The sequence below is a fragment of the Thauera butanivorans genome (assembly GCF_048398245.1).
Taxonomy (GTDB): domain Bacteria; phylum Pseudomonadota; class Gammaproteobacteria; order Burkholderiales; family Rhodocyclaceae; genus Thauera; species Thauera butanivorans.
The window spans coordinates 2,368,333-2,382,542 of the sequence record NZ_CP183038.1 but is presented as its reverse complement, the minus strand read 5'-3'; the positions used below and the strand labels follow the sequence as shown (position 1 = coordinate 2,382,542).

Sequence of the window (14,210 nt, the reverse complement as noted above, 5' to 3'; positions counted from 1 at the left end):
CTCACTTGGAAACCGCCACCTCCTGAGGTGAAGCACCTGGATCGACGGCAGGTTCATGCTTCGCGGACCAGACGCTATCGGCATGGCCTTCCAGCATCCGCTTGCGGGTGTGATGCGCCAGCAGCAGAAACACCGGTACGGCTGCCAGGGCGGTGGCATCGACGGCGAAGCCCGCGCCGTGATGGTTCCAGGTGCCGCCGATCCCCCAGATGCCCGCCAGACTGCCGAGCGGAATCAGCAGGGTCGCCAGCGCCGCCAGCCGCAGCAGTTCGTCGGCGCCGCGGGCAGCCCCCCGCACGAAGGCCCAGGCAACGGCGGCGAAGAAAACTGCGTAATAAATGCCCTCATGCCATGCAGCGAGGTCATCGGCCTGGCCTGGCAGCCATTTGGTCGCTGCCAACGTCGCCGAAATACCGATCACGCAGCCAAGGGACACACCGACGGTAAGGCAGCCCAGCACCCGGGCCGAACGTTTTTGCCCGGGGATGACGCCGTCGCGCCGCTTCCTGCGGCGCGATTCGATCCACAGCAGGTTTCCGGTGTAGAACAGCATGGCACCGGCCAGTCCCATCGCCACGTAGAGCCAGCGCATCGCGTCGCCGCCGTAGCTGCCGAAATGCAGCATGAAGAAGGTATTGACGGTCGCGTCCCATGGCTCCATGTGCCCGGGCAGGTCATGCGGGTCCACTTCGCCGGTGTAGGGATTCAGGTGCGTGCTCGCATAGGTTCGCCCACGAGTGCCGTAGCGGATGTCCAGGCCGGTGACGCTCGCCTCCAACTGGCCATGGTCTTCACGGAAAATGAAGCTGTACACCTCGAAACCCGGCAGTTGCGCCTCGACTCTGCGCAGCAGCTCGTCCGCCGGCAGCGGGTATTCGTCGGGGCCGGGCAAGGGCGCAGGATCGTGCTGCCCCCAGGGCAGGCCATGGGGATACACCACTTTCTCCTGAACCGCGTAGAAAGGCGTATGGAAGGCGAACACCACGCTGGTCAGCGCCATGACGAGGTGAAAGGGCAGGCTGACGATGCCCAGCGCATTGTGGACGTCCATCCACATGCGCTTGATGTTCCTGCCCAGGCGCAGGGCAAAGAAATCCTTGACCAGCGTCGGCAGCACGATGATCAGCCCGGAAACCAGCGCCACCGCATACAGCAAGGCCACGGCGCCCATGATCGGGCGTGCCACCGCATCGGCAAACGGCAGGCCCACCAGTTGGTGAAGCGTGTCGACCAGTTGCGCCACCGGCGCCCTGGCCAGCTTCTCGACCTGCAGGCTGCCATCGGCAGCGAAGCTCGCCCCATACTCGGTAAAGTCCCGACGGGTCTTGCCAGGTTCGCGCCATACCACTCTTGCAGGCATTTCGGCAGTCGGCTGGACAACGACGGCATGGAACTTCGCCGCCTGCGGGTGCCTGGCGAGGACGGCCTCCCGCAATTCGTCCGCGCGCTCGATCGGCGGCGGCGGCGCCAGCGCCGATGGCGGCGTCGCCCAGCGTTCGAGCGGTTTCTCGAACATCGTGATGGCGCCGGCGTAGAAGGCGATGAACAGCATCAGCCCGCTGACGATGCCGACCCAGATGTGTACGTCCTTGTATACCTTGATGACGTCGTTACGGATTTTCATTGCTCAACCCATGCCCAGCCGGAGCGCGCCCAACAGGCCGAAAGCAGCCAGGTTCGCCGCGCCCAGCCACAACCATGCACGCAGGCTGTCGCGAAACAGGAATACGAAGGACAGCACACCCGCCCAGATCGGCGAGATCAGCCACATGTTGAACTGCGTCTTGCCGCCCCCACCCTCGATACCTCCCGGGCCGAGCCAGGCAAACAAGCCGGAGAGGGCCACCGCCAGGCCGAAACCGAGCAGCACGCCGGCACAGCCCTTGCCGAACCAGTGGCGGCTGTCGAGCCGCCGCACATTCACCGTTGCCGCCTTCTCGCTCATGACGGCCTCCGCTGCCGCGCCCGCCATGCACCAACGAACGGCGCCGCCGTCCACACCAGCATCGCCAGCACCATCCAGCTCGCCACCGCAGCCATCGCCCCCATCATCGACAGCAGCAGCACCAGGGACAGCAGCAGGCAGCCGCTGCCGAGCCAGGCAAGGCCGCGGGGGGAGGATCGGCGTGCCGACCACAGTTGCTGCGGCGATGCCAGATAGAGCAGCCATGCGCCCGCCACACCGGACAGCGCCGAAAGCAGGACCATCCACGCATTCATCGTACTGATCTCATTCGAAAGATACGGCTGCAGCCGCAGCGACAATCATCACTGCCGCCCCCGCTTGCGTCGCTGCCCACAGGGTATGCCATGACGCGGTCCGCCCCGGCGGGGGAACCTGCCGCCACGGACTCACCAATTGAAGGTCGCGGTCGCGTTGACGGTGCGGCCGGTCCCGTAGAAGCATGAAGAAACGCCGCCGCAGGTGGAAACGTAGCGCTTGTCCGTCAGATTGCCGACATTGAGCGCAAGCTGGACGGGCGTGCCGCTGTCGCGGCCGATGACGTAGCGGATTGCCGCGTCATAGAGCGTGAAGGACGGAATCTCGTAGAGGTTGGCACTGTCGCCGTAGCTCCTGCCGTTGTAGCGCACCCCGGCCGCCAGGCTCAGGCCGGCCAGGTCTCCGCCGAGGAAAGTGTAGTCGGCCCACAGCGACGCGGTTTTCTCCGGCACGCGCGCAAGCTCCTTGCCCTTCAGGCCGGCCGTGCTGCGGGTGATTTCCGAATCCATCCACGACACCGCGCCGATCACGCTCAACCCCTTCTGCAGCGTGATCCGGCCTTCGAGCTCCACGCCCGCCACCCGGCTCTCGCCATCCTGGACCTGGCACTGGCTGGTTCCGTTCGAACCGCATGTGTTGTGGGCGGGATCGGGGTCGTCGACCAGGATGTCCTGCTGGCGCAGGTCGTAGATGGACACGGTGACGAGGCCATCATGGTTCGCCGGCTGGTATTTGATGCCGAATTCCCATTGCTTGCCGGTCACCGGATCGAAGGGTTTGTCGGTGAAGCTCATGCTTGTGTTGCTGCCGGCCGGCTGGAACGACTCGGCATAGCTGAGATAAGGCGACAGGCCCAGATCGGAAACATAGAGGATTCCGGCATTGCGGGTGAAGGCTTCGTTCTTTACCCTGCTCGGGCTGCGGGCGCCGTAGACACCGGAAATGGCAGAATAGGGCTGCGAGTAGGTGTCATCCTCGGTCCAGTCGTAGCGGCCGCCCAAGGTCAGCCGCCACTTGTCGATGGCCATCTGATCCTGCAGATAGACCCCGGTTTGTTCGTTCTTGCCGCCACTGTAGCTGATGCTGGTGGTGGTGGGCCTGAAGCCGCTGTACACCGGGTTGAAGATGTCGATGGGCGGAGGGCTGGTCATCGCGCCGCGCGCACCGGTCCAATCCGCCTTCTGCCAATCCAGCCCGGCAAGCAAGGTGTGTGCAACCGCGCCAGTGGCAAATTTTCCGGTCAGGCGCGTATCCACGGTATACCCCCTGGAATCGCCCTCGCCCCATACCGCGCGGCGGTTCTGAGTGCGGCCGTCGGCATTCAATGCGCCGCTGGTGACCACCGTACGGAACAGGGACTCCACGTCCGTCACACGCGCACTCTGGCTGAACTTCCAGCTGTCGTCGAATGCGTGCTCGAAGACATAGCCGGCAGTCCAGATCGTACGATCATAGGTATTCCAGTGCGGCTCGCCGATGAAGGTGGTGTTCTTCATCCGCCCGAACGGCGTCGCGACGAGCGTTCCGTCCATTGGCAGGAACTGGTAGGTCGAACCGCCGTCGTCGCGCTGGTACAGGCCCAGCAGCGTCAGCTTCGTCGCATCGGAGATCTGCAAGCTGTAGCTCGGCGCGATGAAGTAATGCTCTTCCGGCGTGTGCTTGATCTGGGTATCACCCTTGCGGTAGAGCCCGACCAGACGGAACAGATGGCGGTCGTCCTCGCTGCCGCCGCCGACATCGAAGGCAGTATTGAACTGGCCATGGCCGTTGATGCCGAGCCGCAGGAGCCGCTCGCGGTCGGCCGACGGCATCTTGCTCACCTGGTTGACCATGCCTCCCGGTGCCACCTGGCCATACATCACCGCCGACGGCCCCTTGAGGACTTCGACGCGCTCCAGGTTCCAGCTATCGACCATCGTCCGGTTCCACTGGCTGCCCTGCGGCGCCCGCATGCCATCGACGGTCACGTTGTTGCTCCAGCTGCCGGCATCGAAGCCGCGGATGCTGAAATCATCGACGCGATTGTCGATGCCGGAGCCTTCGAGCGCGACTCCGGCGACATACCGCATCGCGTCGTTGAGGTTCTGCACGCCGCGCGCGTCCAGTTCGTCGCGCACGATCACCGATACCGACTGTGCCGTTTCGGCAACCGGTGTATCGGTCTTGGTCGCACCCGACGTCGTTTCCGCCGTTCGGTAGGCATCAACGGTGACCGCCTTCAACACCGTGGGCGCCAACCCGTCGTCTGCGGACGCCTGCCGGCTTTCCTGTGCGGCTGCCAGTGCGGGCATGGCCGACAGGATGACCAGGCATACGGTTTTCCTCTTCAAACTTGCGATGCGGACCTTCATGGTTTCCTCATGAGAACGGACGATGAATTTTAATGAAAACAGTTCTCATTGTACTAATAAAAACGAGAGCTAAATAACCGACTTTGAAACCGCAGCAAGCCTGCTCCTGCCCTGCACGAATTCCGGCACGGGGCCATCGCCCATTAGAATTCCGCTTTTCCCCCGACCCGCCCACCGGAAGCCACCGTGTCACGCACCCCGCCCCCCGTCCCATCCCGCCCGCAACGCATCGCCATCAACGGCTATGGCCGCATCGGGCGCTGTTACCTGCGTGCCCTGCACGAGGCCGGGCTGGCACGGCAGTTCCAGGTGGTGGCGATCAACGAGCCGGCAGATCTCGCGAGCATCGCCTACCTGACCCGCTTCGATTCCACCCACGGGCGCTTTCCCGGCCAGGTCGAGACGAGCGGCGACCAGTTGCTGATCGACGGCCGGGCCATCGCGGTCTCGCATGCAGCCACGCCCGAAGCGCTCGACTGGGCAGCCCACGGCATCGATCTGGTGGTCGAATGCTCCGGACAGTACGGCAGCCGCGCCGAACTCGAACGCTTCCTGCGGGCAGGCTGCCCACGCCTGCTGCTATCGCAGCCGGGCAACAGCGCCGAGGACGTCGACGCCACCATCGTGCACGGCATCAACGATGCCAGCCTGCGCGCCGATGCCCGGCTGGTGTCGAACGCGTCGTGCACCACCAATGCCGCAGTGCCGGTGCTGGCCCTGCTGCACCGCGAACTGGGCCTCGAGAACGTGTTGCTGACCACCCTGCATTCGGCGATGAACGACCAGCCGCTGATCGACGGCTACCACCACGCCGACCTGCGCCGCACACGCTCGGCGATGCAGTCCATCATCCCGGTGTCCACCGGCCTGGCGCGCGGCGTCGAGCGCCTGCTGCCCGAGCTCGCCGGCAAGGTGCAGGCCAAGGCCATCCGCGTGCCGACGCACAACGTCTCGGCCATCGACATGGTGCTGCAGCTCGCCGGCGACACCGACGCGGCGCGGATCAACAGGCTGCTGCGCGCCGCTGCCGAAGGCACGTGGCGCGGACTGCTGGCGTGGTCGGACGACCCCCATGCCTCGATCGACTTCAACCACGATCCGCATTCGGCGATCGTCGACGGCGGCCAGACGCGCATGATCGGGCCGCGGCTGCTCAACCTGGTGGTGTGGTTCGACAACGAATGGGGGTTTGCCAACCGCATGGCGGATGTGACGCGGCACTGGCTGGGCCGCGCCGCCGAATCCCTCGCGGAACGGCTCAGTTAACCACGATCAAGTTAATTCCATGCCCCGCTGCCTAGACTTCGATGCATGGAACAGGACACCCTACCCGCCATTGCAACACCCCCGGACACCACCGGCCCCCGACTCGCGGGCGACCTGGCGATCTGGTTCTTCATCCTCGCCGAACTGCTGGCCTTCGGCGTGTTCTTCGCCGCCTACGCCTTCACCCGCGCCAACAACATCGAGCTGTTCGATGCCGAGCAGGCGGCGCTGAACCGCCATGCCGGCGCGCTCAACACCGTGCTGCTGCTCACCGCCAGCTATTTCGTCGTGCGCGCGGTGCAGGCCGCCGAGCACAGCCTGTCGCAGCCCTGCGCGCGCTGGCTGCTGGCCGCGATCGCCTGCGGCGCCGGTTTCCTGGTGGTCAAGATGTTCGAGTACGCGGCGGCCTTCGAGCACAACATCAGCCTGTCGAGCAGCCCCTTCCACATGTTCTACCTGTCGCTGACCTTCTTCCACTTCATGCACGTGATTCTCGGCATGGTGATCCTGGTCGCGATGTGGAACGGCGCACGCCAGGGCCGCTACCGGCCGGGCGAGATGAACGGCATCGAGACCGGCGCCGCCTACTGGCACATGGTCGATCTGGTGTGGCTGATCCTGTTCCCGCTGGTCTATGTCATCCACTGAGGAGGAGAAGATGAGCTCCGACGTACATGGCACGCCGCGACGCGCCACCCTGCTGTGGGCGACGCTGATCGTCGCCACGCTGCTGACCTGGGGCATGGGCGTGCTGGGCGCCACCGGCAAGGGCGCGATCGCCGCGCTGGCCGCGATCTCGTTCTGGAAGGGCGCGGTCATCATCCTCGACTTCATGGCCCTGAGACATGCACCGGCGCTGTGGCGCATGCTGACGCTGGGCTGGATGGTCCTCGTCTGGGCGGTCATCGCCATCGCATACATCAAAGGAATGCCGCAATGAACATGGACAACCGCGCCGAGACGCAGCAACTCGACATCCCCTACTACCAGGCCGCCGGCGACGAAGTCGCAGTGTTCGAGCACGCCTGGAAGAACCGCCTGCCGCTGCTGATCAAGGGCCCGACCGGCTGCGGCAAGACCCGCTTCGTCGCCCACATGGCCGCCCGCCTGGGGCTGCCGCTGCACACCGTGGCCTGCCACGACGATCTCACCGCCGCCGACCTCGTCGGCCGCCATCTGATCGGCGACGGCAAGACGGTGTGGTGCGACGGCCCGCTGACCCGCGCGGTGCGCGAAGGCGGCATCTGCTACCTGGACGAAGTGGTCGAGGCGCGCAAGGACACCACGGTGGTGCTGCACCCGCTGGCCGACGACCGCCGCATCCTGCCGATCGACCGCACCGGCGAACTGCTCGAGGCGCCGCCCAGCTTCATGCTGGTGGTTTCCTACAACCCCGGCTACCAGAACCTGCTGAAAGGCATGAAGCCCTCGACCCGCCAGCGCTTCGTCAGCCTGCGCTTCGATTTCCCGCGCGCCGAACAGGAAGAAGCGATCCTGATCGGCGAGACCGCCTGCCCGCCCGACCTCGCCCGCCGCCTGGTGGCGATCGCCGGCGCGCTGCGCGCGCTGAAGGACCGCGATCTCGAGGAAGCCGCCAGCACCCGCCTGCTGATCTACGCCGCATTGCTGATCAAGGACGGCATGGATCCGGTCGCCGCCTGCCGCGTCGGCATCATCGAGAGCCTGACCGACGACCATGAAGTCGCCGAGGCGCTGATGGAAGTCGTGTCGGCCACCTTCGGCCGCTGACGCGAACGGCCATGTCGATCGAACGCCCCGACCCCCTTCGCCACGCCGTACCCGGCCCGCATCTCGCCATCGCCGCCGAGGCCCTGTTCCTCATCAACCTGATGCTGGCGCCGGGCCTGGCCTTCCTGGCGCTGATGTTCCTGTGGATCAAGCACCGCAATCATCCCGACCCGCTGGTGCGCAACCACCTGCGCCAGACCGGCTGGACCTGCATCTGGGGCGGCACCCTGCTGGTGAGCCTGAGCGTGGCCATCTTCGTGCTCGGCGGCTTCGACAACCCGTGGTCGTGGGTGATCGGCGTGCTGTATTTCACCTTCGTCCATTCCGGGCTGATCCTGCTCGGCGTGCTCGGCCTGTCGCGCGCGGTCAATGGCCGGCCCTGGCGTTATCCGATCTTCGGGCCGCGCGAGCCTGAACTGGACCTCTCCCCTCCAAAGGAGCATTGAGCCGTGGAAGAAACCGTCGGCAAGCTCTGGCACCGCTTCATCACCCGCGCCGCGGGCGGGCATTTTCCGCAGGCCGTGGTCAGGCTGAAGGAAATCGAACGCATGACGGGCGTGTTCTTCCGCGCCCTCGGCGGCGACCCCGGCCTGCGCGTCGCCGCCGCCACCGCCGACGTGCACGGCGCGCGCCGCAGCCTGCTGTCGCGCATAGCCGGCAGCGACGAACGCACGGCCCGCGCGCGCATGGACGCCGTCACGCTGCGCCTGCCGATGGAACTCGACGCCCTGCCCGAGCGCAGCCTGAACCGCGACCTCTACCTGTGGCTCGCTGCGCTCGCCGCCGCCAGCGGCGCGCCGGCCGGCGCCGAGGACGAAGCCGCGCTGGCCGAGGCCCGAGCCCGGCTCGCGCCGCTGCCCGAAGGCGCCAGCGCCGACGCGGCGACGCTCGAACTGCGCCTGAACCAGCTCGCCACGCTACGCGCGCTGCTGCGCTGGCCCGGCCTGCAGCCGCGCTACGACCGCCTCGTGGCCGCAGTCATCCAGCAGCGCATCGCCCCCGCCCGCCTGCCGCCGGTCGAAGCCGAACGCGAGAACCTGATCCGCCAGGCGCTGCAGCAGCCCGGCAGCGTCGCCGCCCTGCCGCCCCTGCCGCCCAAGGGCATGGCGCACCAGCCCGTGCTGCTGTGGCTGGGCGACCTGATGCCCGGCGAGGCCGCCGCCGCCCGCGGCGGACGCGGCGCCGAAGCCAGCGCCAACGCGCAGAACAAGCGCGACGAGCGCGAAACCGAACGCCAGGCCCACCGCGTCGAGCGCGTCGACCAGCCGCAGGAGAAGCACGGCCTGCTGATGATCTTCCGCGCCGAGAGCCTGCTGTCGGTGGCCGAGTTCCTCAAGGTCAAGCGCAGCAGCGACGACGACCCCGACGACAATGCCGCCGACGCCGCCGCCAACCTCGAACAGCTCGCGCTGTCGCGCGACGAGGAGCGTGTCGCCTCCAAGGTGCGCTTCGACCTCGACCTGCCGTCCGCCGCCGAGGACGACGTCGTGCTCGGCGACGGCATTCCGCTGCCCGAATGGGACTACCGCAAGCAACTGCTGCGCGAAGACCACGTCCGCCTGCAGGAACTCACCGCCTCGCCGCACGACCCGCGCGCCGCGCCCACGCCGCTGCCGCCCCACCTGCACCGCACCGCGCGCCACCTGCATCGCCAGTTCGCCGCGCTGCAGCCGGGCCGGCGCTGGCTCAAGGGCCGCATCGACGGCAGCGAGCTCGACCTCGACGCGGTGGTGCGCGCCGCCACCGATCGCGCCATCGGCCAGCACCCGTCCGACCAGCTCTACCTGTCGCTGGAAAAGCGCGAACGCGACCTCGCCTGTCTGGCGCTGGCCGACCTGTCGCTGTCCACCGACGCCTGGATCTCGTCGGAGGCGCGCGTCATCGACGTCATCCGCGATTCGCTGCTGCTGTTCGGCGAAGCGCTGTCGGCCACCGGCGACCGCTTCGCGCTGTGCGGATTCTCGTCGGTCAAGCGCAGCAACGTCCGCTTCCACCACCTGAAGAATTTTTCGCAGCGCTTCGACGACGCCGCGCGCGGCCGCATCATGGCGATCAAGCCGGGCTACTACACCCGCCTGGGCGCGGCGATCCGCCACGCCACCAGCGTGCTCGAAAAGCAGGCCGCCGCGCGGCGCGTGCTGTTGATCCTGTCCGACGGCAAGCCCAACGACCTCGACCTCTACGATGGCCGCTACGGCATCGAGGACACCCGCGTCGCCGTCATCGAAGCGCGCGGCCGCGGCATCGTGCCCTTCTGCGTCACCATCGACCGCGAGGGCGCCAGCTACCTGCCCCACCTGTTCGGCCCCGGCGGCTACGCGGTGATCCGCCAGCCCGACGAACTGCCCGCCCGCCTGCCGATGTTCTATGCCCAACTGACCCGCTGACGCATGAGAGCAACGCCATGAACCATTTCGACACCCCATGCCAGGAAGCCATGCGCGAAGCCGATCCGCCCGCCGAGGCCCTTCCGCTGGCACCCGAAGTCGAGCGCCTGTGCCGCCTGCTGCGCCATGCCTCGCTGTTCCAGGGCCTGGGCTGTGGCGAAATCGCCCGCTTCGCCCGCGGCGTGCGCGAAATCAAGGCCGCCAAGGGCGAAATCCTGTTCCATCGCGGCGATACCTGCACCGGCTTCCACCTGATCCTGTCCGGCCAGATCAAGCTCGCCTTCACCTCATCCGAAGGCAACGAGAAAGTGGTCGACATCCTGCGCCCGGGCCAGAGCTTCGGCGAAGCGGTGATGTTCATGGACAAGCCCTACGTCGTCATGGCGCAGGCGCTGACCGACAGCGCCCTGCTGCACATCGGCAAGCAGGTGCTGTTCGAGGAAATAAGCAACGACCCGGATTTCTGCCACAAGATCATCGCCGGCCTCTCCCAGCGCCTGCACCGCCTGATGGGCGACGTCGAAAGCTATTCGCTGCGCTCCGGCCGCGAGCGCATCATCGGCTACCTGCTGCGCGAAGAGGAACTGGGCAGCGAATGCAGCGGCACCGGCCGCGTGTCGATCCGCCTGCCCACCAGCAAGGGCACCATCGCCTCGCGGCTCAACCTGACGCAGGAACACTTCTCCCGCATCCTGCACGAACTGACCAGCTCCGGCCTGATCGAGGTCGAAGGCCGCACCATCCACATCCCGGACATCGAGCGGCTGCGCAGCAGCCTGGACTGAGCCACGGCTGCCGAAGATGACACAAGAGGATTGACGACGCGGATACCAGGCAGGGCATGACCATGGTGCATGTCTTCGCTGAGCAAGGTGTCGCAGCCAGTCTCGGTGGCAGCTGCAACACCAGCGAAGTCTATTGTTTTCGCATGCCCTCCGCCGAGAAGCCCGCGTGCTCGCGGACATATCGCGTCAGATGATCCCGGAAAGCCTCGGCTGCAGGTGACAGCGAACGGCCGTTGCGGGTGAAGATATGGAAGCGGCGGAAGACTTCGGGGGCGACCAGCGGCCGCATGCTCAAGCCATACAGGCGTACCAGCGAAGCGGCGTAGGGAATGCAGATCGTCGCCCCCAGTCCGGCCGCGACCATGCTGAGTGCAGTCGACATGAAGGTCACGGTCGCGTTGGGGTTGAGGTCGAGTCCGCGCACCACGTTGTGCAGATCGATCGAGAGGCGCTCGGTGAACTGGCCCTGCAGTGTTATCAAGGGGTGATTTGCGAGTTCGGCCCAGCACACCGATTCGGCGTCCGCCAGTGGATGCTCGCGGTGAAAAACCGCATGGAACGGCAGCGCGAACAGTAGCGCGGCATCGATATCGGAATTCGGATCGCGCTCGGGGCCGACGCCCAGGTCCACCTCCCCCGAAAACACCCGTGAGGTCACGCTCTCGACCGCGCAGTCGGTGAGCCGGATCGTGATGTTCGGGTAATCGCGCGCAAATGCTGCGATCACGTCCGGCAACAGCGTGCAGGCCATCAACTGCGGCGCCGCGATTCGCACCACTCCCTGTTTCAGCGCCTTGATGTTCGCAAGCTCGTCGAGTGCGCCGTCGAGGTCGGCGAGGATCTTCTCGATCAGCGGATGAATCCCGCGGCCGATCTCCGACAGCTGGATGCGCCGCGTACTGCGATCGAGCAGGCGAACGCCCAGCCCCTGCTCCAGTTCCTTGATCAGTCCGCTGAGGGCCGACTGCGTGATGTAGAGGCTCTCTGCCGCGAGCGTGAAGCTTCCGGTCCGGGTGACGGCGAGGAAGGCGCGCAGCTGGCGCAAGGTCACATTCATCCGGTAATCCAATAAATGAATCTGAAAAAGTCGTTTGAATGATAAAACATTTTCCAATTTAATAGCGACATCACTTATGCATCGATAAACGAAACACATCATCCCCTTGCCGAGGGGCCTACAGGAGAGAGGAGACTGCAATGACCCCGATCGTGAAGAAGATCCACCACGTCGCGTATCGCTGCAAGAACGCGCTGGAGACCGCGCGCTGGTACGAGAAGCACCTGCACATGAAGCTGATCCTGTCGATCGCCGAGGATGCCGTGCCCTCGACCGGCGAGGCCGATCCCTACATGCACATCTTCATGGACGCCGGCATGGGCAACGTGCTCGCCTTCTTCGAGCTGCCCACCCGGGCGCCGATGGGCCGCGACGAGAACACCCCAGCGTGGACCCAGCATCTCGCCCTGGAAGTCGACTCGATGGAGATCCTGCTCGCCACCAAGGCGCGCCTCGAAGCCGAGGGCCTCGAGGTCGTCGGCCCCACCGACCATGCGCTGTTCCAGTCGATCTACTTCTTCGACCCCAACGGCCACCGCCTCGAACTCGCCTGCAACACCAATCTCCCCGGGATGCTTGATGCGCTCGACAAGGTCAAGTGGGACATGCTCGAAGAATGGGCGCAGACCAAGAAGGCTCCCAAGCACGCTGCCTGGATGCACGACGGCAGCTACAAGGAGATGTTCAAGTGAAACTCGCCACCCTCAAGCAAGGCGGCCGCGACGGTACCCTGGTCGTCGTCCGCCGCGATCTCGCCCGCTGCCTTCCGGTGCCGGCGATCGCCCGCACGCTGCAGGCCGCGCTCGACGACTGGCAAGCCTGCGAGCCGCAGCTGCGCCAGGTCTACGAGGCCCTGAACAGCGATACGGTCGAGTCGCAGCCCTTCGACCAGGCAGCCTGCCATTCGCCGCTGCCGCGCGCCTACCAGTGGGCCGACGGCTCCGCCTACATCAACCATGTGGAGCTGGTGCGCAAGGCGCGCAACGCCGAGATGCCGCCCTCGTTCTACACCGACCCGCTGATGTACCAGGGCGGCTCGGACAGCTTCATCGGCCCGCGCGACGCGGTGGTGGCCGACGAGAGCTGGGGCATCGATTTCGAGGCCGAAGTCACCGTGGTGACCGGCGACCTGCCGATGGGTGCCACCCCTGCCGAGGCGGCGAAGGCGATCCGCCTGCTGATGCTGGTAAACGACGTCAGCCTGCGCAACCTCATCCCCAACGAGCTCGCCAAGGGCTTCGGCTTCTTCCAGTCCAAGCCGGCCTCGGCTTTCAGCCCGATAGCAGTCACCCCGGATGAACTGGGCGACGCCTGGAAGGATGCCAAGGTCCACCTGCCGCTGGTGGTGCACCTCAACGACAAGCTGTTCGGCAAGCCGGAAGCCGGCGTCGACATGACTTTCGACTTCGGCCAGCTCATCGCCCATGTGGCGAAGACGCGCGAACTCGAAGCCGGCTCGATCATCGGCTCGGGCACGGTCTCGAACAAGCAGGGCGATCTGTGGGGTTCGTCGATCGAACACGGCGGCGTGGGCTACTGCTGCCTCGCCGAGGTGCGCACCTACGAGACGATCGAGCAGGGCGAGCCGAGCACGCCCTTCATGCGCGACGGTGACGTGGTGCGCGTCGAGATGTTCGATCGCGAAGGCCGCAGCGTGTTCGGCACGATCGAGAACCGGGTGGTGGCGCGCAAGGGCTGACAGGCGATGAGGCTCTACACCTACTTCCGTAGCTCGGCGGCCTACCGCGTGCGGATCGCCCTCAATCTCAAGGGCCTGGAATACGAGGCGGTACCGGTTCATCTGCTACGCGGCGGCGGCGAGCACCGCCGGCCCGAGTATCTGGAGCTGAATCCGGCCGGCCTGGTGCCGGCGCTGGAGGACGCAGGGCAGGTGCTGACGCAGTCGCTCGCCATCATCGAGTACCTGGACGAGACCCATCCCCAGGTGCCGCTGCTGCCGGCGGGGGCACTCGAACGGGCGCGCGTACGTGCGATCGCCCAGGCGACCGCCTGCGACATCCACCCGCTGAACAACCTTCGGGTGCTGCAGTACCTCGGGCAAACGCTCGGAGCGAGCGAAGCACAGCGCAATGCGTGGTATCGCCACTGGGTGGAGCTCGGCCTGGCCGCCGTCGAGGCCAGACTCGCCGGCGACGAGCTCACGGGTGCGTACTGCCATGGAGATCGGCCCGGACTGGCCGACTGCTGCCTGGTACCCCAGGTGTTCAACGCCCGGCGCTTCGACTGCGACCTCTCGGCAATGCCGACGGTGCGCGGAATCGTCGCCCGGTGCGAGGAACTCGAGGCGTTTCGACGCGCGGCGCCGATGGCGCAGCCCGATGCCGAGTGAATCGGAGCGAGCGGCAAGAGCGACCCGGAACGACAGGTCGCGCG

At 66.3% G+C, this 14,210-nt stretch carries 15 protein-coding genes; 10 read left to right on the top strand and 5 right to left on the bottom strand.

Features of this window, described 5'->3' with window-relative positions; genetic code table 11:
* Window position 1: 1 nt before the first annotated feature.
* The 4 genes from ACNQFN_RS11650 to ACNQFN_RS11635 form a co-directional block, all read right to left on the bottom strand.
* Window positions 2-1,624 (bottom strand): PepSY-associated TM helix domain-containing protein, encoded by a 1,623-nt coding sequence (locus tag ACNQFN_RS11650; RefSeq protein ID WP_418646573.1) that lies wholly within the window; start codon window positions 1,622-1,624, stop codon window positions 2-4.
* Window positions 1,625-1,627: 3 nt separating this feature from the next.
* Window positions 1,628-1,945, bottom strand: a complete 318-nt coding sequence (locus tag ACNQFN_RS11645) for a hypothetical protein (protein ID WP_068635170.1) — start codon at window positions 1,943-1,945, stop codon at window positions 1,628-1,630.
* Complete coding sequence (locus tag ACNQFN_RS11640) at window positions 1,942-2,265, bottom strand: hypothetical protein (protein ID WP_157659083.1); 324 nt, start codon at window positions 2,263-2,265, stop codon at window positions 1,942-1,944. Before ACNQFN_RS11640 ends, ACNQFN_RS11645 begins: the two co-directional genes overlap by 4 nt.
* A gap of 87 nt (window positions 2,266-2,352) precedes the next feature.
* Window positions 2,353-4,572, bottom strand: a complete 2,220-nt coding sequence (locus tag ACNQFN_RS11635; protein ID WP_418646572.1) for a TonB-dependent siderophore receptor — start codon at window positions 4,570-4,572, stop codon at window positions 2,353-2,355.
* A 186-nt stretch (window positions 4,573-4,758) separates the two neighbouring features.
* Between ACNQFN_RS11635 and ACNQFN_RS11630 the strand changes: the two genes are divergently transcribed.
* Genes ACNQFN_RS11630 through ACNQFN_RS11600 form a run of 7 tightly spaced genes read left to right on the top strand, consistent with a single transcriptional unit; the run spans window position 4,759 to window position 10,759 of the window.
* Window positions 4,759-5,838, top strand: coding sequence for a type I glyceraldehyde-3-phosphate dehydrogenase (locus ACNQFN_RS11630; protein ID WP_068635172.1), 1,080 nt, complete (start codon window positions 4,759-4,761; stop codon window positions 5,836-5,838).
* A 45-nt stretch (window positions 5,839-5,883) separates the two neighbouring features.
* Window positions 5,884-6,486, top strand: coding sequence for a cytochrome c oxidase subunit 3 family protein (locus ACNQFN_RS11625; RefSeq protein WP_068635173.1), 603 nt, complete (start codon window positions 5,884-5,886; stop codon window positions 6,484-6,486).
* A 10-nt stretch (window positions 6,487-6,496) separates the two neighbouring features.
* A complete protein-coding gene (locus ACNQFN_RS11620) occupies window positions 6,497-6,778 on the top strand; it encodes a cytochrome C oxidase subunit IV family protein (protein ID WP_068635174.1) in 282 nt (93 codons plus the stop codon).
* Window positions 6,775-7,587: a CbbQ/NirQ/NorQ/GpvN family protein gene (locus ACNQFN_RS11615; RefSeq protein ID WP_068635175.1), complete on the top strand. Its 813-nt coding sequence runs from the start codon at window positions 6,775-6,777 to the stop codon at window positions 7,585-7,587. The genes ACNQFN_RS11620 and ACNQFN_RS11615 overlap by 4 nt, the downstream gene beginning before the upstream one ends.
* Before the next feature lie 11 nt (window positions 7,588-7,598).
* Window positions 7,599-8,033 (top strand): hypothetical protein, encoded by a 435-nt coding sequence (locus tag ACNQFN_RS11610; RefSeq protein ID WP_068635176.1) that lies wholly within the window; start codon window positions 7,599-7,601, stop codon window positions 8,031-8,033.
* Between the two features lie 3 nt (window positions 8,034-8,036).
* Window positions 8,037-9,974 (top strand): nitric oxide reductase activation protein NorD, encoded by a 1,938-nt coding sequence (locus tag ACNQFN_RS11605; protein WP_418646571.1) that lies wholly within the window; start codon window positions 8,037-8,039, stop codon window positions 9,972-9,974.
* Window positions 9,975-9,991: 17 nt separating this feature from the next.
* On the top strand, window positions 9,992-10,759 hold the full coding sequence (locus tag ACNQFN_RS11600) for a Crp/Fnr family transcriptional regulator (RefSeq protein WP_418646570.1): 768 nt from the start codon (window positions 9,992-9,994) through the stop codon (window positions 10,757-10,759).
* Between the two features lie 130 nt (window positions 10,760-10,889).
* On the opposite strand, the gene ACNQFN_RS11595 is transcribed toward ACNQFN_RS11600, so the two are convergent.
* Complete coding sequence (locus tag ACNQFN_RS11595) at window positions 10,890-11,816, bottom strand: LysR family transcriptional regulator (protein WP_418646569.1); 927 nt, start codon at window positions 11,814-11,816, stop codon at window positions 10,890-10,892.
* Window positions 11,817-11,956: 140 nt separating this feature from the next.
* Between ACNQFN_RS11595 and ACNQFN_RS11590 the strand changes: the two genes are divergently transcribed.
* From ACNQFN_RS11590 to maiA, 3 genes are read left to right on the top strand one after another with little or no spacing between them, the layout of a single operon-like run.
* Window positions 11,957-12,508 carry a VOC family protein gene (locus ACNQFN_RS11590; RefSeq protein ID WP_068635179.1) on the top strand — a complete coding sequence of 184 codons (552 nt, stop codon included), beginning with the start codon at window positions 11,957-11,959 and terminating at the stop codon, window positions 12,506-12,508.
* Window positions 12,505-13,515: a fumarylacetoacetate hydrolase family protein gene (locus ACNQFN_RS11585; protein WP_068635180.1), complete on the top strand. Its 1,011-nt coding sequence runs from the start codon at window positions 12,505-12,507 to the stop codon at window positions 13,513-13,515. The genes ACNQFN_RS11590 and ACNQFN_RS11585 overlap by 4 nt, the downstream gene beginning before the upstream one ends.
* A gap of 6 nt (window positions 13,516-13,521) precedes the next feature.
* Window positions 13,522-14,166 carry a maleylacetoacetate isomerase gene (gene maiA, locus ACNQFN_RS11580; RefSeq protein WP_068635181.1) on the top strand — a complete coding sequence of 215 codons (645 nt, stop codon included), beginning with the start codon at window positions 13,522-13,524 and terminating at the stop codon, window positions 14,164-14,166.
* The last annotated feature ends 44 nt before the right edge of the window (window positions 14,167-14,210 follow it).

What these genes read in the sequence shown, in the direction of transcription:
- ACNQFN_RS11620 (WP_068635174.1), top strand. Translation starts at nt 6,497, where the DNA reads ATGAGCTCCGACGTACATGGCACGCCGCGACGCGCCACCCTGCTGTGG.
- ACNQFN_RS11615 (WP_068635175.1), top strand. Translation starts at nt 6,775, where the DNA reads ATGAACATGGACAACCGCGCCGAGACGCAGCAACTCGACATCCCCTAC.
- ACNQFN_RS11595 (WP_418646569.1), bottom strand. Translation starts at nt 11,816, where the DNA reads ATGAATGTGACCTTGCGCCAGCTGCGCGCCTTCCTCGCCGTCACCCGG.
- ACNQFN_RS11590 (WP_068635179.1), top strand. Translation starts at nt 11,957, where the DNA reads ATGACCCCGATCGTGAAGAAGATCCACCACGTCGCGTATCGCTGCAAG.
- ACNQFN_RS11635 (WP_418646572.1), bottom strand. Translation starts at nt 4,572, where the DNA reads ATGAAGGTCCGCATCGCAAGTTTGAAGAGGAAAACCGTATGCCTGGTC.
- ACNQFN_RS11625 (WP_068635173.1), top strand. Translation starts at nt 5,884, where the DNA reads ATGGAACAGGACACCCTACCCGCCATTGCAACACCCCCGGACACCACC.
- ACNQFN_RS11600 (WP_418646570.1), top strand. Translation starts at nt 9,992, where the DNA reads ATGAACCATTTCGACACCCCATGCCAGGAAGCCATGCGCGAAGCCGAT.
- ACNQFN_RS11610 (WP_068635176.1), top strand. Translation starts at nt 7,599, where the DNA reads ATGTCGATCGAACGCCCCGACCCCCTTCGCCACGCCGTACCCGGCCCG.
- ACNQFN_RS11650 (WP_418646573.1), bottom strand. Translation starts at nt 1,624, where the DNA reads ATGAAAATCCGTAACGACGTCATCAAGGTATACAAGGACGTACACATC.
- maiA (WP_068635181.1), top strand. Translation starts at nt 13,522, where the DNA reads ATGAGGCTCTACACCTACTTCCGTAGCTCGGCGGCCTACCGCGTGCGG.
- ACNQFN_RS11645 (WP_068635170.1), bottom strand. Translation starts at nt 1,945, where the DNA reads ATGAGCGAGAAGGCGGCAACGGTGAATGTGCGGCGGCTCGACAGCCGC.